Origin of the sequence: Cupriavidus consociatus (assembly GCF_017814975.1) — a bacterium.
Classification (GTDB): Bacteria; Pseudomonadota; Gammaproteobacteria; order Burkholderiales; family Burkholderiaceae; genus Cupriavidus; species Cupriavidus consociatus.
Window position 1 is genome coordinate 68,113 of the sequence record NZ_JAGIQA010000017.1, and the last position, 24,287, is coordinate 92,399.

Consider the following 24,287-nt stretch of genomic DNA (forward strand, 5'->3'; position numbering starts at 1 on the left):
TTGTGTCGTTCAGTTCGGTGGTTTTGGTTCAGCCCTGGCCCTTGAGCACATCGGTGGACATGACACGTGCAACGCCGGCGGCGCCGAGGTCCTGCCATGCCCTGGCCAGCGACCCCTGCAGGTCGATGGCGCGGCACGCATCCTCGATCACCGCGGCCTCGAAGCCAGCAGCGCGCGCATCGAGCGCGCTCCAGGCCACGCAGTAGTCCGTCGCCAGCCCGGCGCAGAACACGCGCTTCACGCCATGCTCGCGCAGGTAGCCTGCCAGCCCGGTGCGCGTGGCGCGGTCCGCTTCAAGGAAGGCGGAGTAGCTGTCCACGTCGGCATGGTGGCCCTTGCGGATCACCAGCCGGGCGTGCGGCACGTGCAGGCCCGCATGCAGCGCGGCGCCGGGCGTGTCCTGCACGCAGTGCACAGGCCACAGCACCTGCTCGCCATACGGCAGCGTGAGCATCTGGAACGGCTGCGTGCCGGCATGGTTGGCCGCGAATGAAACGTGCGCGGCCGGATGCCAGTCCTGCGTCACCACCACGTGCCCGAACGCACGCGCCAGCCGATTGATGACGGGCACCACCTCATCGCCGTTGGGCACGGCAAGCGCGCCGCCCGGCATGAAGTCGTTCTGCACGTCGATCACCAGCAGGCAATCGTCCGGTCCGATGGTGGTGTTCATGGCCGCTCCTGGCTGAACCCTGTCGGTGTATTAGCCGCTATTACCCGTTAAAGCCCTTGCCTTCGTCCGCCAGCTTCTGCAGCAGCGGCGCGACCTGCCAGGCTTCGCCGTGGTAGCCCTTGGCGTAGCGCCTCATAGCCAGCGCCACGTTGTACAGGCCGACCTGGTCCGCATACAGCATCGGGCCGCCGCGGAACAGCGGGAAGCCGTAGCCGGTCAGGTACACCATGTCGATATCCGAGGCCTTGGAAGCAATGCCCTCTTCCAGGATCTTGGCGCCTTCGTTGACCAGCGCGAACACCAGGCGCTCGACGATCTCTTCGTCAGAGATCTTGCGGCGCGTGATGCCCAGGTCCTTGGAGTGTTGCACGATCATGTCGTTGACCTGCTGGTTCGGGTACGGCTTGCGGTCGCCCGCCTTGTAGTCGTACCAGCCCGCGCCGGTCTTCTGGCCGTAACGGCCCATCTCGCACAGCAGGTCGGCGGTCTTGGAGTACTGGATCTCGGGCTTGTCTACGGCGCGGCGCTTGCGGATGGCCCAGCCGATGTCGTTGCCGGCCAGGTCGCCCATGCGAAACGGGCCCATGGCAAAGCCGAACTTCTCGATGGCCTTGTCGACCTGCTCCGGCAGCGCGCCTTCATCCAGCAGGTAGCCGGCCTGGCGGCTGTACTGCTCGATCATGCGGTTGCCGATAAAGCCGTCGCACACGCCCGATACCACCGCGGTCTTCTTGATCTTCTTGCCGATCTGCATGACCGTGGCCAGCACGTCCTTGCCGGTCTTCTCGCCGCGCACCACTTCCAGCAGCTTCATCACGTTGGCCGGGCTGAAGAAGTGCATGCCGACCACGTCCTGCGGACGCCTGGTGAACGAGGCGATCTTGTTCACGTCCAGCGTGGAGGTGTTCGAAGCCAGGATCGCGCCGGGCTTCATCACTTCATCCAGCTTCTTGAACACGACTTCCTTGACGCCCATTTCCTCGAACACGGCCTCGATGACCATGTCGACGTCCTTGATGTCGTCATAGGACAGCGTGGTGCTCAGCAGGCCCATGCGCTGCTCGACCTTCTCCGGCGTGAGCTTGCCCTTCTTGGCGCTGTTCTCGTAGTTCTTGCGGATGATGCCGATGCCGCGGTCCAGCGCTTCCTGCTTGGTTTCCAGGATGGTGACCGGGATGCCCGCGTTCAAAAAATTCATGCTGATGCCGCCGCCCATCGTGCCGGCGCCGATCACGGCAACCTTCTCGATCTTGCGCACGGGAGTGCCTTCGGGCACGTCGGGGATCTTGCTGGCGGCACGCTCGCCAAAGAAGGCGTGGCGCAGCGCGCGCGATTCCGGGGTGGTCACCAGGTACAGGAAGCCCTCGCGCTCTTCCTTCAGGCCCTGCTCGAACGGCTTGAGCGAGCCGGCCACCGCTTCCAGGCACTTCAGCGGCGCCGGGAAGTTCTTGGCCATCGCCGCCACGGTGTTGCGGGCAAAGCCGAGGTAGCCTTCGGCGTTCTCGTGGCGGACCTTCAGGTCGCGCACCTTCGGGTGCGGGCCGCTGGCGGCGCCGACGTTCTGCGCGAACTTGACCGCCGCGGGCAGCACGTCGCCCTCGACGATTTCATCGAACAGCTTGGTGCCGGCGAACTTCTCGGACAGCACCGGGGTGCCGGACACGATCATGTTGGCGGCGGCCTCGAGGCCGATCACGCGCGGCAGGCGCTGCGTGCCGCCGGCGCCGGGCAGCAGGCCCAGCTTCACTTCCGGCAGCGCGATCTGCGCGCCCTTGGAAGCCACGCGGTAGTTACAGCCCAGCGCCAGCTCCAGGCCGCCCCCCATGGCGACCGAGTGCACGGCGGCAACCACGGGCTTGGACGAGGCCTCCAGCACGCGGATCACCGAATGCAGCGTCGGCTCCTGCATGGCCTTGGGGGTGTTGAATTCACGGATATCGGCGCCGCCCGAGAATGCCTTGCCGGCGCCGGTAATGACGATCGCCTTGACGGCGGCATCGTCCAGCGCACGGGTCATGCCTTCGACGATGCCAAGACGGGTGCTGTGACCCAGGCCGTTGACAGGGGGATTGTCGAGCGTGATGACGGCTACGCCGTCCTGAACCTGATACTGCGCTGTCATGCTGGTTCCTTTGCTAAAGGTTGTCTCGGGATTCGAATTCTCGAATTATTGTTTTGCTGCCAGGTACGGGGGGGCGATTGGCACAGGGTAAACCCGCCGCGACTCCCGCTTGCCGCAAGCCTTCCGGGGCTTGGGCGAAACAAGCATACACAAAATAGCACGGTCGTTCAATTTTAATTTCGGGGGTTTTGGGGTGGCATGAGTGGGGTGAATTTTGGTTTTTATCGCGGTGCATGGAAGGTCTGAGTCGAGGATGGCGTCGCCCGTTCGCTGGTGGCGCATCGGGCACATCTTGGGAGAGCTGGGTTTAAGGTCAGTATGGGCGTTAAATTCGGGCTGGGGCGGGCCGAGTTGCATTGGAACTGGGTTGGTTTTGGCGTCGCTGTTGGTGGCATGCTGTCGGCCTTTGAAGCTTTGTTGTCGCCATTGATGACATGCTGTCGGCTTGTGAACCGCTTGGTTCCGCCCTCCTGGGCGGGTCACTTTTTGGCCGAGCGCCAAAAAGTAACCAAAAAGCGCGTTAACGGCCCTGCGGGCGGCCACTCTTATCGTAGTGCGCGAGAGCTTTCGTACGGGGCTAAGCTTCCTCACAAAGCAGGACTGCCTGACGCCCTGGTGCGCCGAGGCGGCTCGGGATAGACCCATTGGTTGAACGAGCCCAGAGCTGTGGGTGGCCCCTGCTGCTGGCGGCATGGTAGGAACGCCTTCGGCTGCGCTGCGCGCCGGCCCTAAGAGCAGGGTTGAGCCCACGTCCTCGCCCGGCTTCGGGTCCGGCGTCTTTCACGACGGCGCTGTGCGAGCGCAGCGACGCACTCCGTGCCCGAGCCCTAAATCCCAGATGCTGCCGGCGCGCAGCGCAGCCGAAGGCGTTCCTGCGTTGACGCCGGCAGCAGGCGGCCTACGCCCGGCATGGGGATCGTCCAATAGTGGGTCGACGTAGCCACTATCCCAAACTCACCTGGCGTAGCAGGTTCGAACCACCAGCCACATCGAACGGAAATCGCCACCGTCCGAACCACCCACGCCGATGAATGGATAGCCAGCCGCTCAGGCGACGCGTTTTTTGGTTACTTTTTGGCGCTCGGCCAAAAAGTGACCCGCCCAGGAGGGCGGAACCAGGCGGTTCAACGGCCGACAGCATGTCACCAACAGCGACCACAACGCTTCAAGCGGCCGACAGCATGTCACCAAGCAAGCCCCAAAAAACAAAAACGGCCCGCCTCCCGCCAATCGCGAGAGCCGGGCCGCAGGCCAATCCCAAAAACCAGCTTAGAACTTGAAGTTAGCCGTCAACATCCCAAATCGCCCAGCACCCAACGCCCCATAGTGGTTATGCGCCTTGGTGTAATAAGTCTTGTCAAACAGATTCTGCACATTCAACTGCAACGACAGATTCTTGTTGACGCGATAAGCCGCCATCAGATCAAAGCGCCAGTACGAAGGCACATACAGCGAGTTGGCCGGATTGGCATAGACCTTGTCGACATAGTACGCACCACCGCCCACCGTCAGCGCCGGCAGCACCTGGTAGGTGGTCCACAGGCTGAAGCTGTTCTTGGGCGTATTCGGAAACTGGTTCCCGTTGTTGGCCGCGTTGGCAGCCTGCGGACCGTTATCGATCAGTTCGCTATTCAGGTACGTATAGCCGCCGAACAGACCCCACTTGTCCGTCAGGTTTCCGGCAAAGCCCAGCTCGAAGCCCTTCACGCGCTGCTTGCCGGCATTGACCGTGGTGTTGGCATCGACCGCCACGCGCGCATTGTTCTTCTCGATCTGGAAGATCGCACCAGTCAGCGACAGGCGCTTGGCCAGCAGATCCCACTTGGTGCCGATTTCCACCGAGCGCGCGGTTTCCGGTTCCAGGTTTCGCTGTGCCGCCGTGATGTTGTCGGCGCCATCACCGTTGGTCGAACCCGGCGGCGTCGACGACGTGCCATACGACACGTAGATGCTGCCGAACTCGACCGGCTTGTAGACCACGCCGGCCTGGTAGTTGAAGAAATTCGACTTGTTGCGGATATCGACCTGCGCCACTGCCGCGCCGGTATTCGGGTTGGTATAGGCGTTGGTGAAGGCGTGCGTGTCATAGCTGTCGTAACGAACGCCACCATTGACCATCCACTGCTTGGTGATCTCTACCGTATCGAACAGGTAGACCGAGCGCGTGTTGGTGGTGGTGTTGGTGGTGAACGGCATCTTGGTGATATTGCCGCGCCACGGGTCATTCGGGTTCGGGTTGGCCAGCGGCGTGCAGTCGAAGCTTGCCACCAGCGATGCGTTGCAAATGCCCGGCACCGTCGGCACAGCGGCCGTGGGATTGGAAGCAGGATTTGCCGACAGAACGTTATACGGCGTGTTGTTGGTATCGTCGCGGCTGAATTCGAAGCCGAACAGCACGCTGTGCTTGAGGCTGCCGGTCTCGAACTTGGCGGTCAGGTCGGTCTGGTTGGTCAGCGTTTCGGTGGCCGAGTCACGGTTCTTGGTATTGCGCCAGACAAAGCCGCGCGGCACGTTGCCGCGGCTGTCGTCAGGATTGGTAACGATGTAGTTGTTGCTGGCGCGGCCCCAGCGCGTGGTGTTGCTGAACACCAGGCCGTTGCGGAAATCATGCTGGACCGTGGCCGTCGCAATATCCGACTGCGTCTTCTGGAAATCGCGACCGGTCAGGCCATAGAAGTTGTTGCGGTCGACGGCAACAGGCTGCGACGGATTGGCCTTGGTCGACTGGCTCGCCGGGCGCGAGTACGGAATGCTGTAGTCCGGCATGCCGTTGCCCTGCAGGTGGTAGTACGACAGCGTGACCTTAGTATCCGACTTCATGCCGAACGTCACCGACGGCGCGAAGCCCCACGAGTTCTGGTCGACCTCGTCGCGGCCCGGCACGTTGGCGGTATAGCCCAGCGCGTTCAGGCGCACGGCGGTATTGTCGTTGACCACGTAGTTGCCATCGGCCGTGGCGCGGAAGTAGGAGTCCGTGCCCACGCCGATCGAGCCCTGCGCAAAGTTTTCGGCCTGGGGCAGCTTCGACACGATATTGATCATGCCGCCGGCCGAGCCCTTGCCGCCGAAGGCCGAGCTGGGGCCCTTGATGACTTCGATGTTTTCGATGTTGAAGGTGTCGCGGGTCTGCGACGCGGTGTCGCGCACGCCGTCGACATAGATGCTCGACATCGAGTCAAAACCGCGGATGAAAGGACGGTCGCCGATCGGGTTGCCGCCTTCGCCGGCGCCGAAGGTGATGCCCGGCGTGGTGCGCAGCGCATCCTGCAGCGAGTTGGAGCCGGATTGCTGGATCACCTCGGCTGGCACCACGGTCACGGACTTGGGCGTATCGAGCAGCGGCGCGGTGAACTTGGGCGACTGCGCCTCTTCCACCTTGTAGCCGTCCTCGCGCTTGCCGGTGACGGTGACCCGCTCCAGCGTCACCGGCGCAGCCTTGCCGGTGGTGGTGGCGGCAGGCTGGCTCTCCTGCGCCGATGCACCCTGCATGGCAAACGCTGCGACGGCACCTGCCAGCGCAGCGGCGAGCGGGGTCAATTCAAACGACTTCTGGTTTCCTTTCACGGTCTTGCCTTCCCTGTGTTGTCTTGTAGTTCTTGACGCGAACAAGCGTGGTCATGAAGACAAGCCCAAGGAAGCGCTACCTCCGTCGCCCGTGAATCAAGTCATCCATCCCCGGCGGGCGATTATAGGGATGCAGGAATCGAAGTACAAATGCGAATCATTCCCAATGCGGAATTAAGACAAATTTACAACAGTGTTACAAAGAGACTTGTCAACGACAGGAAAGTTGAATACTTAACCTATCGAGAGGATCGAAGCGGCCTAAGGTGGCGAAGGAGCCGCTTTCCCCCGAGCGGCAACGAAAGCGCTGAAGTCGCGCCGACGCTACATGGGCTGCGGCGCCGGCGCATCGCTCAAACCTCCAGCCACTCCTTCCGGATCTGCGAGTTCGCCTTGAGCTCGCCAGGCGTGCCCTCGAACACGATATGCCCATGTCCCATGACATAGACCCGCTGCGAGATATCCAGCGCAATCGCCAGCTTCTGCTCGATCAGCAGTACGGAGACGCCCCGCTCCTTCAGCGTTTTCAGGTAGTCCCCCACCAGCGCCACGATCATCGGTGCCAGCCCTTCGGTGGGTTCGTCGATGAGCACCAGGTCGGGATCGCCCATCAACGTCCGGCACAGCGTCAGCATCTGCTGCTCGCCGCCGGACAATACGCCCGCGGCGGTGTTCTCGCGCTCCCTGAGGCGGGGGAACATATTGAACATGTCCTCCACCGACCAACGCGGCCTGGGCTGCCGCGGATTGCGCTTTTCGCCCAGCAGCAGGTTCTGCCGCACCGTCAGCGTCGGGAAGATATCCCGGTTCTCCGGCACATAGCCGATGCCGAGGTGCGCGATCTCGAACGTCCGCCGCCCCAGGATCTCCTCGCCGCGGAACTTCACCGAGCCCTCGGCCTTGACCATGCCGAGGATGGCCTTGGCCATGGTCGAGCGTCCGACGCCATTGCGCCCCAGCAGCGCGACGATCTCGCCTTCGTCGATATGCGCATCGACGCCATGCAGGATATGGCTCTTGCCGTAGTAGGCATGCAGGCCCGTGACTTCCAGCATCCGCTTGCCCATCAGTGCGCTCCTTCGGTGGCGTCTTCGTCCAGCGTGGTCCCCAGGTAGGCTTCCTTGACCTTGCGGTTGTTGCGGATCGCCTGCGGGGTATCGGTGGCAATCACTTCGCCGTAGACCAGAACCGAAATGCGGTCGGCCAGCCCGAACACCACGCTCATGTCGTGCTCCACCATCACCAGCGTCTTGCCGACGGTGACCTTGCGGATCAGCTCGACCGCATGGTCGGACTCGGAGCGGCTCATGCCCGCGGTAGGCTCATCCAGCAGGATCACCTCGGCTCCGCCGGCGATGGTGATGCCGATCTCCAGCGCGCGCTGCTCGGCGTAGGTCAGCAGGCCCGCCTGCGTATTGCGCCGATGCTGCATGCCGATCAGCTCCAGTACCTCATCGGCCCGCTCGCGCGCATCGCGCAAACCCGTCAGCCGGTGCCAGAACGAATACTTGTAGCCGAGCGACCACAGCACCGCGCAGCGCAGGTTCTCGAACACCGACAGCCGATGGAAGATATTGGTGATCTGGAAGCTGCGCGACAGCCCCATGCGGTTGATCACGAACGGCTGCAGCCCGCCAATCTCCTGCCCGTTCAGGCGCACCGTGCCGCTGGTGGGCGCAAAGCGGCCCGAGATCAGGTTGAAGGTGGTGGACTTGCCCGCTCCGTTGGGACCGATCAGCGCGTGGCGCTCGCCCTTGGGGATGCTCAGGTTCACACCGCGGATGATCTCCGTCTGGCCGAACTTCTTGCGTACCTCGGTCAGTTCCAGTGCCGCCGTCATGCCATGCCTCCCGCGATCTCCGCCTGCACCTTGTCCCATTCCGCGCGCGATGCGCGCACCGTCAGCCGCCATGCGGCCAGCCCCACGGCCCACAGCAGCGCCGCCACCGCCCATGGCGTCCACGTCGCGGCATCGAAGCCGACGCCGAACAGCTTCATGGCCGTGCCATTGGCGCTGTCGACCTGCACCTTGTAGACCAGCTCGACCGTCACGATCATCGCCAGCAGCAGCACCACGCCGGCCGCGCCGGCCCTGGCGTAGGACGGCAGCATGCGGCGCAGCTTGCCCTTCGCCGCCAGCGGCAGCTGCATCAGCAGCAGGCTGGCCAGGCCGCCCGGCACGAACATCACCATCAGCACGAAGAACAGGCCCAGGTACAGCAGCCACGCCTTGGTCAGGTCCGACAGCGCCACGGCGAACAGCACGAACACCACCGCGCCGATGATCGGCCCGAAGAACACGCCCGCGCCGCCGATGAACACCGCCAGCAGCACGCCGCCGGAGCGCACCGCGCTGACGTTCTCGGCCGAGACGATCTCGAAGTTGATGGCAGCGAGAGCGCCGGAAATCCCGGCGAAGAACGCCGACAGCACCAGCACCAGGTAGCGCACGCGCTGGGTGTTGTAGCCGATGAACTCGACCCGCTCGGGGTTGTCGCGTACCGCGTTGGCGATGCGGCCCAGCGGCGTCTGCGTCCACGCGTACATGGCCACCATCGACACCAGGCACCACACCGCGATCAGGTAGTAGACCTGCCGCCCGGGCCCGAAGGTGAGGCCCAGGATCGGGTCGCCGACCACGCGGTTGGTGGAGATGCCGCCCTCGCCGCCGAAGAACTCGGGGAACATCAGCGAGCTGGCGAACACCATCTCACCGATGCCCATGGTGATCATGGCAAAAGTGGTGCCGGCCTTCCTGGTGGTGACATAGCCGAAGATCACGCCAAAGAACGCGCCGGCCAGACCGCCCACCAGCGGCAGCATCGACACCGGCAGCCAGACCTTGCCGGCGCCGGCCATGTTCAGCACGTGCACGGCAATAAAGGCGCCCAGCCCGGAATACACCGCATGGCCGAACGACAGCATGCCGGTCTGCCCGAGCAGCATGTTGTACGACAGCGCAAAGATGATCATGATGCCCATCTGCGACATCAGCGTGATGGCGAAGCCCCCGGTAAACACCAGCGGCAGCACCAGCATGATGAGGATGGTCAGGCTCCAGATGACCCAGCGCGCCAGGTTCAGCGGGCGGTAGCGCAGGGTGCGGCCGGTCGACACCGGCTCGCGCGGTTGTTGCATCGCTTGCTCCATGGCCTCAGCTCTCCCGGGTTCCCATCAGTCCACGCGGGCGGAAGATCAGCATCACCACCAGCAACAGGTACGGCAGCACCGGCGCCACCTGGGCCACCGTGAGCTTCCACAAGGCATAGAACGGCGTGGCTTCGCTGACTGCCATGCCCAGGCTGCGCAGCAGCCCCGCGAGCGATGCGTCGATCGTGACCGCGAAGGTCTGCAGCACGCCGATCAGGATCGACGCGATGAAGGCCCCCACCAGCGAGCCCATGCCGCCGACCACCGCCACCACGAATACGATCGAGCCCACCGCCGCCGCCATCGACGGCTCGGTGACGAAGGCATTGCCGCCGATCACGCCGGCCAGCCCCGCCAGCGCGGCGCCGCCGCCGAACACCATCATGAACACGCGCGGCACATTGTGGCCGAGCGCCTCGACCATCTCCGGATGGGTCAGCGCGGCCTGGATCACCAGGCCGATGCGGGTACGTGTCAGTACCAGGTAGATCGCCACCAGCATGCCCAGCGACACCAGCATCATGAAGGCGCGGTATTTGGGGAAAGTCGAGGTGAATACCTGGAACAGCGGCCCTTCCAGCTCGGCGGGGATGCGGTACGGCACCGCGGCCAGCCCCCACACCAGCTTGACGCCCTCTTCGATCAGGTAGGCCAGGCCGAAGGTGAACAGCAGTTCGGCCACGTGGCCGTACTTGTGCACCGTGCGCAGGCCGAAGCGCTCCACCAGCGCGCCCGCGCCCGCGACCAGCAGCGGCGCGAAGATCAGCGCCGGCCAGAAGCCGACCTTGCTGGCGATGGTGTAGGCGAAGTATGCGCCCAGCATATAGAAGCTGGCGTGCGCGAAATTGAGCACGCCCATCATGCTGAAGATCAGGGTCAGGCCCGACGACAGCATGAACAGCAGCAGCCCGTAGCTGATGCCGTTGAGCAGGGAGATGACGAAAAATTCCACAGCGTGTCCTTCAAGCTGGTGCCGCCGCAGTGGCTACAGTCACGTTTGGCCGGCATCCGTCCGGTTGGATTGGGGTGAGCGTCCCCCTCCGCAGGGCGCATGGCGCCCCGGACGCTACCGCTATCGATCCAGAAAGACCGAGAGTATGCAGGATCGGGCCGCCACGCTGTCACGCTCGCTGTCACGTTGGACTACGCCGCGTGTCATCGTGGCCGGCCCGCCATGGACAGGATCAGCCCGGCCGCTTCATCTGGCAGGAAGTGGGCTGCGCGGACACGTACTGGTCCATCTGCGCGTTGGTCTTCCAGCCGTACCCGGTGTTTTCCTGGTCGTACTTGATCTCCTTGCCGTCGATCTTGGTCCAGGTAGCCACCACCAGCGGCTGCTGGGCCTGGTGGTCGGTGTTGCGCATCTCGACCAGGCCGTTCATGCTCTCGACCTTGATGCCTTCCAGCGCCTTGGCCACCTTGACCGGGTCGGTCGAGTTGGCGTCCTTGAACGCCTTGGACAGCATGGCGATGCCGGTGTAGGACGCCATCACGTAGAAGTCGTCGTTGTACTTCTTCTTGAATCCCTCGATGACGTCGGAGCCCTTGAAGCCCTTGTTGTTGGGGTTGTAGTAGCCCACATACTTGACGTGCTCGGCACCGGCCGCGCCCATGGCGGTCGGCACGCCGGTGGTGCCGGCGTAGTAGGTGTAGTAGTTGGTGGTCAGGCCGGCGTCCTTGCCCGCCTTGATCAGCAGTGCCAGGTCGCTGCCCCAGTTGCCGGTGATCACGGTATCCGCGCCCGAGGCCTTGATCTTGGCCGCATACGGCGCAAAGTCCTTCACCTGCGCCAGCGGGTGCAGGTCTTCACCCACGATCTGGATGTCCGGGCGCTTGCGCTTCAGGTAGTCCTTGGCCGCCTTGGCCACCTGGTGCCCGAACGAGTAGTTCTGGTTGATCAGGTAGACCTTCTTGACGTTGGGGTCCTTGGCCAGGAAGGTGGTGAGCGCCTCCATCTTCATGTCCGAGTTGGCGTCGAGCCGGAAATGCCAGTAATTGCACTTGGCATTGGTCATGTCCGGGTCCACCGCGGCATAGTTCAGGTAGACGATTTCCTTTCCGGGATTGCGCTCGTTGTGCTTGGCCACCGCGTCCTGCAGCGCCAGCCCGACTGACGAGCCGTTGCCCTGCACGATATAGCGGATGTTCTGGTCGATCGCCTGCTTCAGGATGGTCAGGCTTTCCTGCGGCGACAGCTTGTTGTCGAAGCCCACCACCTCGAACTTGTGCGCGCCGGCCCAGCCCTTCTGGTTGGCCACGTCGGCCACGTACTGCCAGCTCTTGAGCTGGTTCTGCCCAACGGGAGCCATCAGCCCCGAAAGCGGATCGATGAAGGCGATCTTCACCGTATCCGCGAGTGCCGAACCCGAAACCAGCGCAGAACCCATTGCGGCGAACATGGCCACACCAGCCACCAGCGGACGCATCTTGGTCATACTGTCTCCTTCACTCTTGTCGTTGGCTTGTCGTTGATTGCGGCCGGCGGCGTGGCGCCCTCCTGTTCGCGCCATGCAGCCGCGCCCCGGCAGCGCCGTGCCGCAAGCAGGCACGGCGCACCGGATGCTGCCCTGCCGGCCTCAGGCGGCCGGCAGCTTGTAGTCCTTGAACTGTTCGCGCAGCTTGAGCTTCTGCATCTTGCCGGTGGCGGTCAGCGGAATCTCGGTGACGAAGGCGACATCGTCCGGAATCCACCACTTGGCGACCTTGCCCTCGAAGAACTGCAGCAGTTCCTCGCGCGTCACCTCTGCGCCGGGCTTCTTCACCACCACCAGCAGCGGACGCTCGTCCCACTTGGGGTGGTAGGCCGAGATGCAGGCCGCCATATGCACCGCGGGGTGCGCGGCGGCGACGTTCTCGATGTCGATCGACGAAATCCATTCGCCGCCGGACTTGATCACGTCCTTGCTGCGGTCCGTGATCTGCATGAAGCCGTCTTCATCGATGGTGGCAACGTCGCCGGTCGGGAACCAGCCGTCGACCAGCGGGTTGCTGTCGTTGCGGTAGTACCTGTCGATGATCCACGGCCCGCGCACCATCAGGTCGCCGAAGGCCTTGCCGTCCCATGGCAGCTCCTTCCCTTCGCCGTCGACGATCTTCATGTCGACGCCGTAGATCACGCGCCCCTGCTTCTCCTGGATCTTGTGGCGGTCCGCGTCGGAGAGTGCGTCATGCTTGGCCAGCAGCTTGCACGAGGTGCCCAGCGGCGACATCTCGGTCATGCCCCAGGCGTGGATGACTTCCACGTCCAGCGCCTCGAGCGCGCGGATCATCGCCGGCGGCGCAGCCGAGCCGCCGATCACAGTGCGGCGGAAGGTGGAGAACTCCAGGTTGTTCGACTGCACGTATTGCAGCAGGCCAAGCCAGACCGTCGGCACGCCTGCGGAGAAGGTCACCTTCTCCTGCTCGAACAGTTCATACAGCGATGCGCCGTCGAGCTTGGCGCCCGGGAACACCAGCTTGGCGCCGACCAGCGGCACCGAGTACGGCAAGCCCCAGGCGTTGACGTGGAACATCGGCACCACGGGCAGGATCACGTCGTGCGCCGAGCAGCCGAGCGCGTCGGGCAACGCCGACGCGTACGAGTGCAGCACGGTGGAGCGGTGCGAATACAGCGCGCCCTTGGGATTGCCGGTGGTGCCCGAGGTGTAGCACAGGCTCGACGCGAGGTTCTCGTCGAACAGCGGCCATTCGTAGTTGCCGTCCTGCGCGTCGACCAATTCCTCGTAGCAGAGCAGCGGCACCTTGGACTCGGCCGGCATGTGGGCGCGATCGGTCATCGCGACCCAGCCTTTCACGTTGGGACAATGCGGCGCGACGCCCTCTACCAGCGGCAGGAAAGTCAGGTCGAAGAAGACGTAGCCATCTTCAGCGTGGTTGACGATATAGGCGATCTGCTCGGGGAACAGGCGCGGGTTGATGGTATGGCAGACGGCGCCCATGCCCGACACGCCATAGTAAACCTCCAGGTGGCGGTAGCCGTTCCAAGCCAGCGTGCCGACGCGCTCGCCCTGCTGCACGCCCAGCGCGCCGAGCGCCTGCGCCACCTTGCGGGCGCGCAGTTCGCAATCGCGGTAGGTATAGCGGTGCAGGTCACCCTCGGTGCGGCGCGAAACGATTTCGGTCGACCCGTAATAACGGGCGGCGTGCTTGATGATGGAGGAAATGAGCAGCGGCGCGCTCATCATTTGACCCATCAATGCCATGAAACTGCCTCCTGAAGTCTGGTGGATCCGTCTAAAAACGAACAACCGTACTATTTTTGGGCGGTTGTCCGCGTGCCTCGAAACAGCGTCAAGTTGAATCTGGTGTGCACTGCCGTACTGCTGAGCTTAAGCCGTGGGGTGAAGCGTGGTAATCGGGGCCGCAATTCTGCGAAATCCATGCACCGGATTCATGTGCGCACTGAAGGAGGGAAATAACTGCGCGGTGCGTGGCGGTCTCACCAGATGTGAGCCGTTGAGGACGTACAATACTGCGTGGCATGTTGCACCTCAACATGTCGTTTTCCCTAGCCATCTACGCATTCCCGTGCCCTCGTCATGCGGCGCCGCACCGCCCCCGAAGCGGCCCTGCACGCCGCACCCGGACCCGCGGATTGCGCTTGCCGCGCGCCTCATTCCCGCCCCGATTCGCGATGCCAGACACGCCCCAGTACAACGCCTTGCACGACTCCGATACCAACGGTGCCGCGGCGCTCGCCGTACCCTTCGCCACCACACCCGGCTTCTCCATGCTTGGCGAGAAATTCTTTACGCGCCTGCAGCCAACGCCGCTGCCCTCGCCGTACCTGGTAGGCGTGGCGCCGGCCGCCGCGGCGCTGCTCGGCTGGGATGCCGGGGCCGGTGCCGAGCCAGGCTTTGTCGAGACCTTTGTCGGCAACCAGGTGCCCCGCTGGGCCGACCCGATTGCCACGGTCTATTCCGGACACCAGTTCGGCATCTGGGCCGGGCAACTCGGCGACGGCCGCGCGATCCGGCTGGCGCAGGCCGACACGGCCACGGGCCCCTGGGAAATCCAGCTCAAGGGCGCCGGGCTGACGCCCTACTCGCGCATGGCCGATGGCCGCGCGGTGCTGCGCTCGTCGATCCGCGAGTACCTGTGCTCGGAAGCGATGGCCGCGCTGGGCGTGCCGACCACGCGCGCACTCAGCATCGTCGGGTCGGACGCGCCGGTGCGGCGCGAAACCATCGAGACCTCGGCGGTGGTCACGCGCCTGGCGCCGACCTTTGTCCGCTTCGGTCATTTCGAGCATTTCGCCGCGCATGACGACGTGGCCTCGCTGCGCCAGCTGGCGGACTTCGTCATCGACAACTTCATGCCGGCCTGCCGCGACGATGCACAGCCCTACCAGGCGCTGTTGCGCGAAGTCTCGCTGCGCACCGCCGACCTGGTCGCGCACTGGCAGGCCATCGGTTTCTGCCACGGTGTGATGAACACCGACAATATGTCGATCCTGGGCCTGACCATCGACTACGGCCCGTTCGGCTTCCTCGATGCGTTCGACGCCAACCATATCTGCAACCACTCCGATACGCAGGGCCGCTACGCCTACAGCCAGCAACCGCAGGTGGCATTCTGGAACCTGCACTGTCTGGCGCAGGCACTGCTGCCGCTGTGGCTGCCGGCGGAGGACACCGACAAGGAAGGCGCCCGCGATGCCGCTGTCGAGTCGGCGCGCGCAGCGCTCGACCCGTTCCGCGACCGCTATGCCGCCGCCTTCTTCCGCCACTACCGCGCCAAGCTTGGCCTGCGCCCGCCGGCCGGCGGCGACGGGGTTGCGAACGACAAGGCCGACGAACCGCTGCTGACCAGCCTGTTCCAGCTGCTGCATGGGCAGCGCGTCGACTACACGCTGTTCTGGCGCAAGCTGTGCGGCATCTCGTCGCAGGATGGCTCGCGCGATGCGCCGGTGCGCGACCTGTTCCTGGACCGCGCCGCCTTCGACGCCTGGGCCGCCGACTACCGCGCGCGGCTGCGTGCGGAGCAATCGGACGACGCCGCGCGCGAACTGGAAATGCTGGCGGTGAACCCCAAATACGTGCTGCGCAACCACCTTGCCGAGACCGCGATCCGGCGCGCGCGCGAAAAGGATTTCAGCGAAGTCGAGCGCCTGCTGGCGGTGCTGTCGCGCCCCTTCGACGAGCAGCCCGAGGCGGATCACTACGCCGCGCTGCCGCCTGACTGGGCCGCCGGGCTGGAAGTCAGCTGCTCGTCATGACTGGATTGCGCATGCGCCGGAGCCTGCACGCCGGCGCCGTACGGTGTAAGGTTCGCGCCAGTGCGACGACCAACGAAGGTTCCGGGGCCATGACCTCGGCAAGACCGTGAGGAAACGACAATGACCACCACCAAGACCGAAGCCCAGTGGCGTGACCAGCTCTCCGACATCGAATACCGTGTGACGCGCGAAGCCGCGACCGAGCGCCCCTTCACCGGCCGCTACTGGGACCACTGGGAACGCGGCATCTACAACTGTGTCGGCTGCGGCACGCCGCTGTTCGAGTCCGCCACCAAGTTCGACGCCGGCTGCGGCTGGCCCAGCTATTTCCGTCCCATCAACGGCGAGGTCATTGCCGAGCACGCCGACCATAGCCACGGCATGGTGCGGGTGGAAGTCCGCTGCAAGGAATGCGGCAGCCACCTGGGCCATGTGTTCGAGGACGGGCCGGCCCCGACCGGCCTGCGCTATTGCATCAACTCGGCTGCGCTAAAATTCGATGACCGCGACCCGGCGCAGCGTGAGGCGGATCATGCCCACGATGCCGGCAGCGGCAACGAACCCCGGCGCGACCCCCAGCGCTGAGGACAAGCCCCGGCCCTCGGGCCGGCAACTACCTGGTATCGCATGAAATTCCTGTTCGACCTGTTTCCGGTCATCCTGTTCTTCGCCGCCTTCAAGCTGGCCGACATCTACACCGCCACCGCCGTGGCCATCGCCGCGACGGTGGTGCAGATCGGCTGGGTCTGGTTCCGCCACCGCAAGGTCGAGCCGATGCAGTGGGTCAGCCTGCTGATCATCGCCGTGTTCGGCGGCGCGACGCTGGTGCTGCACAACGAAACCTTCATCAAGTGGAAGCCGACGGTGCTCTACTGGATGTTCGCCGTGGCGCTGCTGGGGTCGGTGATGGTATGGCGCAAGAACCTGATCCGCGCCATGATGGAAAAGCAGGTCACCTTGCCCGATCCGGTGTGGACGCGCCTGAATGCCGCCTGGGCCGGCTTCTTCGCGGCCATGGGTGTGCTCAACCTCTACGTGGCCTATCAGTTCTCCACCGACGTCTGGGTCAATTTCAAGCTGTTCGGCAGCATGGGGCTGATGCTGGTATTCATCGTCGCGCAGAGCGTCTGGCTGTCGCGGCACATGCCCGAGAACAGCCAGGACTGACGCTCCTGCCGATTTATCTCCGAGAAGGAAACCACCGATGGCAGCCAATCCCGCCACGATCGAGGCGTTGCTGCGAGAAGCGCTCGCCCCCAGCCACCTGGCCGTGCGCGACGACAGCGCACTGCACGCCGGACATGCCGGCGCCGCATCCGGCGGCGGACATTACGACGTGACAATCGTCAGCGAGCGCTTTGCAGGTCACAGCAGGGTTGCACGACACCGCATGGTGTATGATGCGCTGCGCAGTCTGTTCCCCGCGCAGATCCACGCCTTGGCCGTGACTGCGTACACCGACCAAGAGTACCAATCGCGCGCATAGGCGCGCTTCTTTCAGCAACTCTCAGACCAGATTCCATGAAGACCTCCGTCCTCTCGTTCAGCCTGGCGGCTGTGCTTGCAGCTGGCAGCCTGCCGGCCATCGCCCAGAATGCCGCCGTCGTGAATGGCAAGGCCATTCCGTCGGCAAAGCTGGACAAGTTGATCGCCGGCACCGGCCAGCCCGACAATCCGGAGCTGCGCAAGCGTGGCCGCGACATGCTGATCGACCGCGAACTGCTCGTGCAGGAAGCCAACAAGCGCGGTATCACCCAGCGCGACGACGTGCAGGAGCAACTGGAACAGGCACGCCTGAACGTGCTGGCCGGCGCGGTGTTCGAGGACTACGTCAAGACCCACGGCGCCAGCGACGCCGAACTGCGCAAGCAGTACGACAAGATCAAGTCGCAGTTCGGCAATGGCAAGGAATACCATGCCCGCCATATCCTGGTGGAAAAGGAAGCCGACGCCAAGGCCATCATCGCCAAGATCAAGGGCGGCGCGAAGTTCGAGGACCAGGCCAAGGCCGCCTCGAAGGACCCGGGCTCGGCCGCCAATGGCGGCGACCTGGACTGGGCCAACAGCAGCAGCTACGTGCCGGAGTTCTCCGCGGCCATGACCGGCCTGAAGAAGGGCCAGATGACCGATACGCCGGTCAAGACCCAGTTCGGCTGGCACATCATCGAACTGGTGGACGTGCGCGACGCCAAGATCCCGTCGTTCGAAGAGGTCAAGCCGCAGCTGATGCAGATGATGATGGGCGACCAGAACTGGCAGCGCGAGCAGTTCCAGGCCATGATGAAGTCGCTGAAGGACAAGGCGAAAATCCAGTAATCACGGACCGGTCGCCTCACCGGTCCTGCAAGGTTGAACGATGCAGCGTGTGGAGACGACCGCCCCCTACTGGCAACTGTGGCATCTCACTTCCCGGGGCATGTGCTATTGCGCGCTGGCCTGGGCGACCTTGGACGGCGCCGCTCCAGGCTGGCGCCAGCTCCATCCCTACCTTCCCCTGCGTGATCGTTATGCGCCTGAGAAAATCCTGCACGCTGTGGTGGCGTACAAGGAGGCTCGGGGCGAAATCAAGCCGGTGCCTGGCTTTGAGTCAGGGCGGATGTTGACGTATGCGTATGCGTCTTGGAGTTCTAGGTTGATGGCGCCGGTTTTGGGGTGAATCGGCTCTCGTAGATTCTCGACAGCCCTCGCAGCTGGTGACATGTCACCAGCCGCGAAGGCACCAAGCATTGAGGCAGGGCCCTTACCCCACCCACTTCCTCGCATTCCGGAACATCCGCATCCACGGGCTGGCACCATCGCCAACCTGCTTCCACGCATCCGGCGCCCAGCTCATGGTCGCAGCCCGGAACACGCGCTCCGGGTGCGGCATCAGCACGGTGAAGCGCCCGTCGACGGTGGTCACCGAGGTGATACCCTCGGGCGAGCCATTGGGGTTCAGCGGATAGGTTTGCGTCGGCGCACCGTAGTTATCGACAAACCGCAGCGCCACCCTGGCATCCCCGACATTCCCTTGCTGCGAGAAGTCGGCAAACCCTTCACCGTGTGCAACCACGATCGGAATGCGGCTGCCTTCCATGCCGGCAAAGAAGATCGACGGCGACGACTGCACCTCCACCGTGACGTAACGTGCTTCGTACTGCTCCGACTGGTTACGCGTGAACTGCGGCCACGCGCCCGCCCCCGGGATGATCGGGGCCAGGTTGCTCATCATCTGGCAGCCATTGCACACGCCCAGCGCGAAGGTGTCCTGGCGGTTGAAGAACGCCGCGAACTGCTCGGCCATCTGGGCGTTGAACAGGATGGTCTTGGCCCAGCCTTCACCGGCGCCGAGCACGTCGCCATAGCTGAAGCCGCCGCAGGCCACGAAGCCCTTGAAGTCAGCCAGGTTGGCGCGGCCGGCGATCAGGTCGCTCATGTGCACGTCGTGCGTATCGAAACCCGCACGATCCATGCTGTACGCCATCTCGATCTGCGAGTTGACGCCCTGCTCCCGCAGGATGGCCACGCGCGGACGCGCGCCGGTAGCGATGAACGGCGCGGCGATGTCCTCCGCCGGATCGAACGTCAGCACCGGGCTGATGCCAGGATCGGCAGCATCCAGCAGGCGGTCATATTCGCTGTCCGCGCAGGCCGGGTTGTCGCGCAGGCGCGCGATGCGCCAGCTGACTTCGCTCCAGTTGCGCTGCAGGTCCGTGCGCGACGCGCCGAACACCTTCTTGGCGTCGCGATAGATTTCGACCTGGTCGGTAGTATTGGGCTTGCCGACCACATGGCTGCATGCCGACAGGCCGGCCTCGCGCAGCACCGCGAAGACCGCGTCGCGGTCCTGCAGGCGCACCTGCACCACCGCACCCAGTTCTTCCGAGAACAGCGCGCGCAGGGTCTGGTCATTGCGGCGCTCGGCGATCTGCTGGGCCCAGTTCTTGGCGTCGCCGTAGTCCTGCTCCTGCTGCGGATCAAGCGCCAGCATGTCGACGTTCAGAGACACGCCGCAGTGGCCGGCAAAGGCCATCTCGGCCAGCGTGGCGATGAAGCCGCCATCGGAACGGTCGTGGTAGGCCAGCAGCTTGCCCTCGCGGTTCAGGCGCTGGATCACGTTGAAGAAGTTCTTCAGGTCCTCAGCGTTGTCGACGTCCGGCGCGCTGTCGCCCACCTGCTGCGTGACCTGCGCCAGGATGCTGCCGCCCATGCGGTTCTTGCCGCGGCTCAGGTCGACGGCGATCAGCACGGTGTCGCCCGCATCGGTGCGCAACTGGGGCGTCAGCGTGCGGTTGACGTCGTCCACCGCGGCGAAGGCCGAGATGATCAGGGACACAGGCGCCACCACTTCCTTGTTGACGCCTTCGTCCTGCCACTTGGTGCGCATCGACAGCGAATCCTTGCCGACCGGGATGCTGATGCCGAGTGCCGGGCACAGTTCCATGCCGACCGCATGCACGGTGTCATAGAGCTTTGCGTCCTCGCCTTCCACGCCACAGGCCGCCATCCAGTTGGCCGACAGCTTGACCTTGCCCAGGTCCTTGACCGGCGCGGCAGCCAGGTTGGTCAGCGCCTCGCCGATCGCCATGCGGCCCGAAGCCGGGGCGTCGATCACGGCCAGCGGGGTGCGTTCGCCCATGGTCATCGCTTCGCCGGCATTGCCCTTGTAGTCCAGCGTGGTCACGGCCACGTCGGCCACCGGAACCTGCCACGGACCAACCATCTGGTCGCGCGCGTTCATGCCGCCCACGGTGCGGTCGCCGATCGAGATCAGGAACGACTTGTTGGCCACGGTCGGATGGCGCAGCACGTCGCGCACGGCCTGCTCCAGGCTGATGCCGGTCACGTCCACGGCCGGCAGCGGCTGCTCGACGCGCTTGACGTCGCGGTGCATGCGCGGCGGCTTGCCCAGCAGCACGTCCATCGGCATGTTGACGGCGTAGTGCTCCTTGAGCGCGGCGTCGACACTGGCGTCGACCAGTTGCAGCTGCTTTTCCTCGGTGGCAATACCGACCACGGCGAACGGCGAACGCTCGCGCTCGCACATGGCCTGGAACTGCGGGAAGCTGTCCGGCGCGATCGCCAGCACATAGCGCTCCTGCGACTCATTGCACCAGATCTCCGCCGGCGACAGGCCGGACTCTTCCAGGTGCACCTGGCGCAGGTCGAAGCGCGCGCCACGGTCGGCGCCGTCAACCAGTTCAGGGAAGGCGTTCGAGATGCCGCCCGCGCCGACGTCGTGGATCGACAGGATCGGGTTGGCGTCGCCAAGCTGCCAGCAGGCGTTGATCACTTCCTGCGCGCGGCGCTCCATCTCGGGGTTGCCGCGCTGGACCGAGTCGAAGTCCAGGTCGGCGGTGTTTGTGCCGGTCGCCATCGAGCTGGCGGCGCCGCCGCCCATGCCGATGCGCATGCCCGGGCCGCCCAGCTGGATCAGCAGCGTGCCGGCCGGCAGGGGGTTCTTGTGCGTATGCGAAGCGTCGATATTGCCGATACCGCCCGCGATCATGATCGGCTTGTGGTAGCCGCGCACGGTGCCGCCGACGTTCTGCTCGTAGACGCGGAAGTAGCCCCCCAGGTTGGCGCGGCCGAATTCATTGTTGAACGCGGCGCCGCCCAGCGGGCCGTCGATCATGATCTGCAGCGGCGAGGCGATGCGGTCGGGCTTGCCGGTCACGCCGGGCTTGTCGTCGGGGTTGCGGTGCGCCACCGGCTGGGCGGCGTCGCGGTCGTTTTCCCAGGACTCGACGGCGTCGGGCAGCATCAGGTTGGACACCGTGAAGCCGGTCAGGCCGGCCTTGGGCTTGGCGCCGCGGCCGGTCGCGCCTTCGTCGCGGATTTCACCGCCGGCGCCAGTCGAAGCGCCCGGGAACGGCGAGATCGCAGTCGGGTGGTTGTGTGTCTCCACCTTCATCAGCGTGTGCGTCAGCGCCTCGTGGCGGCCGTACTTGTGGTCATCGCCGCGCGGGAACCAGCGCTCGGCCACATCGCCTTCCATCACCGCCGAGTTGTCCGAGTAGGCCACGATCGAGCCTTGCGGATTGAGCTGGTGCGTATTGCGGATCATCGCGAACAGCGACTTGTCCTGCTGCACGCCGTCGATGGTCCAGGTGGCGTTGAAGATCTTGTGGCGGCAGTGTTCGCTGTTGGCCTGCGCGAACATCATCAGCTCGACGTCGGTCGGGTTGCGCTCCAGCTTCGCGTAGGCATCGACCAGGTAGTCGATCTCGTCCTCGGACAGCGCCAGGCCCATCTCGACGTTGGCCGCGGCCAGCGCGCTGCGGCCGGCGGCGATGTCGATGAAGCGCAGCGGCTTGGCCGGCAGTTCCCGGAACAGGCCGGCGGCGTCCTCGCGCGAGGCGACCACGGTCTCGGTCATGCGGTCGAACAGGTGCGCGGCGACGGCGGCGCGGGTGTCCGCGTCCAGCGACTTGCGGCCGCGCAGCAGGCCCTTCTTGCAGACCACGGTGATCTCGATGCCGCGCTCGATGCGGTGGATATGCGTGAGGCCGCAGTTGTGGGCGATGTCGGTCGCCTTGCTGGCCCACGGCGAGATCGTGCCGAAGCGCGGGATCACGACGAAGCGGTCGCCCTCGGGCTGCTCGGCGAAGGGTGCGCCATAGGTCAGCAGTGCCGCCACGCGCGACTGGTCGTCGGCCGACAGCGGCGTCTGCGCGTCAACAAAATGCAGGAACTGGCCGTGCACCGATTCGATATCGGCATCGATTTGCCGCAGGGCGGTGAGCAGGCGTTGCTGACGGAAGGCGGAAAGCGCCAAAGCGCCGGGGAAGCACGAGAAATGCGCCATGATCGTAGCGGTCAGGGAGGCGTGGAGGTAAGGCCTGGGTAAAGGCTAACAAAGGCCTGGGTAATGGGCCTGGGTAATGCTGCTGCTTGGCCGGCACCGCTGCATGGGGCGTCCGGCTGGCGGGAAACCGCTATTGTACCTTGCCGGGCGGGGGATTTTGCATTGCGCCATCACGGCGGCGCGGTGTTGCATGGATTCGTGATAACGCTTATGCATCACTTTGCGCAATTTATCACCCGAGTGATGTTCTTCGTTACCGTGGGCGTCGACCGCCGCAGTGCGCTGCTGTCAACGCTTATGCGCGCCATTCGGCATTTTTAGCTTGACACTTGATTCGCGAATTATGAGCATGATCACCACCCCCGGTACCGCTCCGCCGCGCCCATGCCATCCATGCTTCCCGATCTCGATACCCTGAACAGCCGCCTGCGCGAGGGCGCCACCAGCCGCGCAGCCGTCCTTGAGCAGGCCGCCGCCGCAGCAGCCGCGCCCGCCGCCGAAGCCGTGTTCCTGCACAGCACCTTCGAGGCCGCCGCGCAGGTCGCGCGCGCCGCCGATGCCGCCAGCGGCGCCGGCAAGACGCTGCACCCGCTGTCCGGCCTGCCGGTCTCGGTGAAAGACCTCTATGACGTGGCGGGAGACATCACGCGCGCGGCCTCGGTCGTGCGCCGGGATGCCGCCCCGGCGACGGCGGACGCGACCGTGGTGGCACGCCTGCGCCAGGCGGGCGCGGCCATCGTCGGCCGGACCAATATGACGGAGTTCGCCTTCTCCGGCGTCGGCATCAATCCCCACTACGGCACCCCGGTCAACCCGGCCAGCGAGCCCGGCACGCCGCGCATTCCCGGCGGCTCATCGTCGGGCGCGGCAGTGTCGGTGGCGCTCGGGCTGGCGGTCGCGGCGCTCGGCAGCGATACCGGCGGCTCCATCCGCATCCCGGCCGCGCTGTGCGGCATCACAGGCTTCAAGCCGACTGCCCGGCGCGTGCCTCTGACCGGTGCCTTCCCGTTGTCGTACACGCTCGACACCGCGTGCGCCATGGCGCGCACGGTTGGCGACTGCGTCGCGGTGGATGCCGTGATCGCCGACCAGGCGGTGCTGCCGCGCGTCACCGGCCCGTCGGCGACGCGGCTGGCCATTCCCCGCCAGTATCTGCTGGACGATCTCGATCCTGTCGTGGCCCGCGCCTTCGACCGCGCACTCGGCCGGCTGTCGGCTGCCGGCGTGCAGCTGGAACATGTCGACCTGCCCGAGCTTGGCGAACTCGCCGCCCTGAACGCACAGGGCGGCTTCAGCGCGCCCGAGGCTTATGCCATCCACCGCCATGTGCTGGCTGCCAAGCGCGAGCTGTACGACCCGCGCGTGGCATCGCGCATCGACCGCGGCGCAGCGGTCAGCGCCGCCGACTATATCGACCTGGGCCGCGCCCGGCTCGGCTGGATCGCCCGCATGGAAGCGCGTCTGGCCCGCTTCGACGCCGTGGTGTGCCCGACCGTGCCGATGGTCGCCCCCGAGATCGCGCCGCTGCGCACCGATGACGCGCAATTCTTCCGCGTCAATGCCCTGCTGTTGCGCAACACCTCGGCCTTCAATTTCTTTGACGGCTGCTCGATCTCGCTGCCCTGCCACGCGCCGGACGAGCTGCCGGTCGGGCTGATGCTGTCGCACGGCCCGATGCGCGATGCCAAACTGCTGGGCACGGCGCTTGCGTTGGAACGGATCGTGCAACCGTCTTCGCGCGACGACTGAGACCACCGCCGCGCTGTTGATCTTG

16 protein-coding genes are annotated in these 24,287 nt (G+C 65.0%); 6 read left to right on the plus strand and 10 right to left on the minus strand.

The window, feature by feature from the left end; genetic code table 11:
* Positions 1 to 28: 28 nt before the first annotated feature.
* The 9 genes from pncA to J8I82_RS22790 all read right to left on the minus strand — a co-directional run bounded on the left by pncA (position 29) and on the right by J8I82_RS22790 (position 13,711).
* On the minus strand, positions 29 to 673 hold the full coding sequence (gene pncA, locus J8I82_RS22750; protein ID WP_209761143.1) for a bifunctional nicotinamidase/pyrazinamidase: 645 nt from the start codon (positions 671 to 673) through the stop codon (positions 29 to 31).
* A 40-nt stretch (positions 674 to 713) separates the two neighbouring features.
* On the minus strand, positions 714 to 2,795 hold the full coding sequence (locus tag J8I82_RS22755) for a 3-hydroxyacyl-CoA dehydrogenase NAD-binding domain-containing protein (RefSeq protein ID WP_209761144.1): 2,082 nt from the start codon (positions 2,793 to 2,795) through the stop codon (positions 714 to 716).
* Between the two features lie 1,269 nt (positions 2,796 to 4,064).
* Positions 4,065 to 6,359 (minus strand): TonB-dependent receptor, encoded by a 2,295-nt coding sequence (locus tag J8I82_RS22760; protein WP_431831572.1) that lies wholly within the window; start codon positions 6,357 to 6,359, stop codon positions 4,065 to 4,067.
* A gap of 353 nt (positions 6,360 to 6,712) precedes the next feature.
* A complete protein-coding gene (locus J8I82_RS22765; protein ID WP_209761145.1) occupies positions 6,713 to 7,426 on the minus strand; it encodes an ABC transporter ATP-binding protein in 714 nt (237 codons plus the stop codon).
* Complete coding sequence (locus J8I82_RS22770) at positions 7,426 to 8,199, minus strand: ABC transporter ATP-binding protein (protein ID WP_029048188.1); 774 nt, start codon at positions 8,197 to 8,199, stop codon at positions 7,426 to 7,428. Before J8I82_RS22770 ends, J8I82_RS22765 begins: the two co-directional genes overlap by 1 nt.
* Positions 8,196 to 9,509 (minus strand): branched-chain amino acid ABC transporter permease, encoded by a 1,314-nt coding sequence (locus J8I82_RS22775; protein WP_209761146.1) that lies wholly within the window; start codon positions 9,507 to 9,509, stop codon positions 8,196 to 8,198. The genes J8I82_RS22770 and J8I82_RS22775 overlap by 4 nt, the downstream gene beginning before the upstream one ends.
* A gap of 4 nt (positions 9,510 to 9,513) precedes the next feature.
* Positions 9,514 to 10,461 (minus strand): branched-chain amino acid ABC transporter permease, encoded by a 948-nt coding sequence (locus tag J8I82_RS22780; protein WP_029048186.1) that lies wholly within the window; start codon positions 10,459 to 10,461, stop codon positions 9,514 to 9,516.
* Positions 10,462 to 10,693: 232 nt separating this feature from the next.
* Positions 10,694 to 11,944 carry a branched-chain amino acid ABC transporter substrate-binding protein gene (locus J8I82_RS22785; protein ID WP_209761147.1) on the minus strand — a complete coding sequence of 417 codons (1,251 nt, stop codon included), beginning with the start codon at positions 11,942 to 11,944 and terminating at the stop codon, positions 10,694 to 10,696.
* 141 nt (positions 11,945 to 12,085) lie between these two features.
* Positions 12,086 to 13,711, minus strand: coding sequence for a 3-(methylthio)propionyl-CoA ligase (locus J8I82_RS22790; RefSeq protein ID WP_209761148.1), 1,626 nt, complete (start codon positions 13,709 to 13,711; stop codon positions 12,086 to 12,088).
* Positions 13,712 to 14,142: 431 nt separating this feature from the next.
* Here J8I82_RS22790 and J8I82_RS22795 point away from each other — a divergent pair, with 431 nt between their 5' ends.
* The 5 genes from J8I82_RS22795 (at position 14,143) to J8I82_RS22815 (ending at position 18,042) form a co-directional block, all read left to right on the plus strand.
* A complete protein-coding gene (locus tag J8I82_RS22795; protein ID WP_209761149.1) occupies positions 14,143 to 15,726 on the plus strand; it encodes a protein adenylyltransferase SelO in 1,584 nt (527 codons plus the stop codon).
* 120 nt (positions 15,727 to 15,846) lie between these two features.
* Positions 15,847 to 16,311, plus strand: a complete 465-nt coding sequence (gene msrB / locus J8I82_RS22800) for a peptide-methionine (R)-S-oxide reductase MsrB (RefSeq protein WP_209761150.1) — start codon at positions 15,847 to 15,849, stop codon at positions 16,309 to 16,311.
* Positions 16,312 to 16,353: 42 nt separating this feature from the next.
* Positions 16,354 to 16,893 carry a septation protein A gene (locus J8I82_RS22805; RefSeq protein ID WP_063242134.1) on the plus strand — a complete coding sequence of 180 codons (540 nt, stop codon included), beginning with the start codon at positions 16,354 to 16,356 and terminating at the stop codon, positions 16,891 to 16,893.
* A gap of 37 nt (positions 16,894 to 16,930) precedes the next feature.
* Positions 16,931 to 17,212 (plus strand): BolA family protein, encoded by a 282-nt coding sequence (locus tag J8I82_RS22810; RefSeq protein ID WP_133098355.1) that lies wholly within the window; start codon positions 16,931 to 16,933, stop codon positions 17,210 to 17,212.
* Positions 17,213 to 17,247: 35 nt separating this feature from the next.
* Entirely contained in the window at positions 17,248 to 18,042 is a 795-nt protein-coding gene (locus J8I82_RS22815) for a peptidylprolyl isomerase (RefSeq protein WP_209761151.1), read from the plus strand.
* A 424-nt stretch (positions 18,043 to 18,466) separates the two neighbouring features.
* On the opposite strand, the gene purL is transcribed toward J8I82_RS22815, so the two are convergent.
* Positions 18,467 to 22,513, minus strand: coding sequence for a phosphoribosylformylglycinamidine synthase (gene purL / locus J8I82_RS22820; protein WP_209761152.1), 4,047 nt, complete (start codon positions 22,511 to 22,513; stop codon positions 18,467 to 18,469).
* 384 nt (positions 22,514 to 22,897) lie between these two features.
* On the opposite strand from purL, the gene J8I82_RS22825 reads away from it, so the two are divergent.
* Entirely contained in the window at positions 22,898 to 24,262 is a 1,365-nt protein-coding gene (locus J8I82_RS22825; RefSeq protein WP_209761153.1) for an amidase, read from the plus strand.
* The last annotated feature ends 25 nt before the right edge of the window (positions 24,263 to 24,287 follow it).

Bases quoted from the DNA above. Each gene is read 5' to 3' on its own strand.
- pncA (WP_209761143.1), bottom strand. From the start codon at position 673: ATGAACACCACCATCGGACCGGACGATTGCCTGCTGGTGATCGACGTG.
- J8I82_RS22755 (WP_209761144.1), bottom strand. From the start codon at position 2,795: ATGACAGCGCAGTATCAGGTTCAGGACGGCGTAGCCGTCATCACGCTC.
- J8I82_RS22765 (WP_209761145.1), bottom strand. From the start codon at position 7,426: ATGGGCAAGCGGATGCTGGAAGTCACGGGCCTGCATGCCTACTACGGC.
- J8I82_RS22770 (WP_029048188.1), bottom strand. From the start codon at position 8,199: ATGACGGCGGCACTGGAACTGACCGAGGTACGCAAGAAGTTCGGCCAG.
- J8I82_RS22775 (WP_209761146.1), bottom strand. From the start codon at position 9,509: ATGGAGCAAGCGATGCAACAACCGCGCGAGCCGGTGTCGACCGGCCGC.
- J8I82_RS22785 (WP_209761147.1), bottom strand. From the start codon at position 11,944: ATGACCAAGATGCGTCCGCTGGTGGCTGGTGTGGCCATGTTCGCCGCA.
- J8I82_RS22790 (WP_209761148.1), bottom strand. From the start codon at position 13,711: ATGGCATTGATGGGTCAAATGATGAGCGCGCCGCTGCTCATTTCCTCC.
- J8I82_RS22795 (WP_209761149.1), top strand. From the start codon at position 14,143: ATGCCAGACACGCCCCAGTACAACGCCTTGCACGACTCCGATACCAAC.
- msrB (WP_209761150.1), top strand. From the start codon at position 15,847: ATGACCACCACCAAGACCGAAGCCCAGTGGCGTGACCAGCTCTCCGAC.
- J8I82_RS22805 (WP_063242134.1), top strand. From the start codon at position 16,354: ATGAAATTCCTGTTCGACCTGTTTCCGGTCATCCTGTTCTTCGCCGCC.
- J8I82_RS22810 (WP_133098355.1), top strand. From the start codon at position 16,931: ATGGCAGCCAATCCCGCCACGATCGAGGCGTTGCTGCGAGAAGCGCTC.
- J8I82_RS22815 (WP_209761151.1), top strand. From the start codon at position 17,248: ATGAAGACCTCCGTCCTCTCGTTCAGCCTGGCGGCTGTGCTTGCAGCT.
- purL (WP_209761152.1), bottom strand. From the start codon at position 22,513: ATGGCGCATTTCTCGTGCTTCCCCGGCGCTTTGGCGCTTTCCGCCTTC.
- J8I82_RS22825 (WP_209761153.1), top strand. From the start codon at position 22,898: ATGCCATCCATGCTTCCCGATCTCGATACCCTGAACAGCCGCCTGCGC.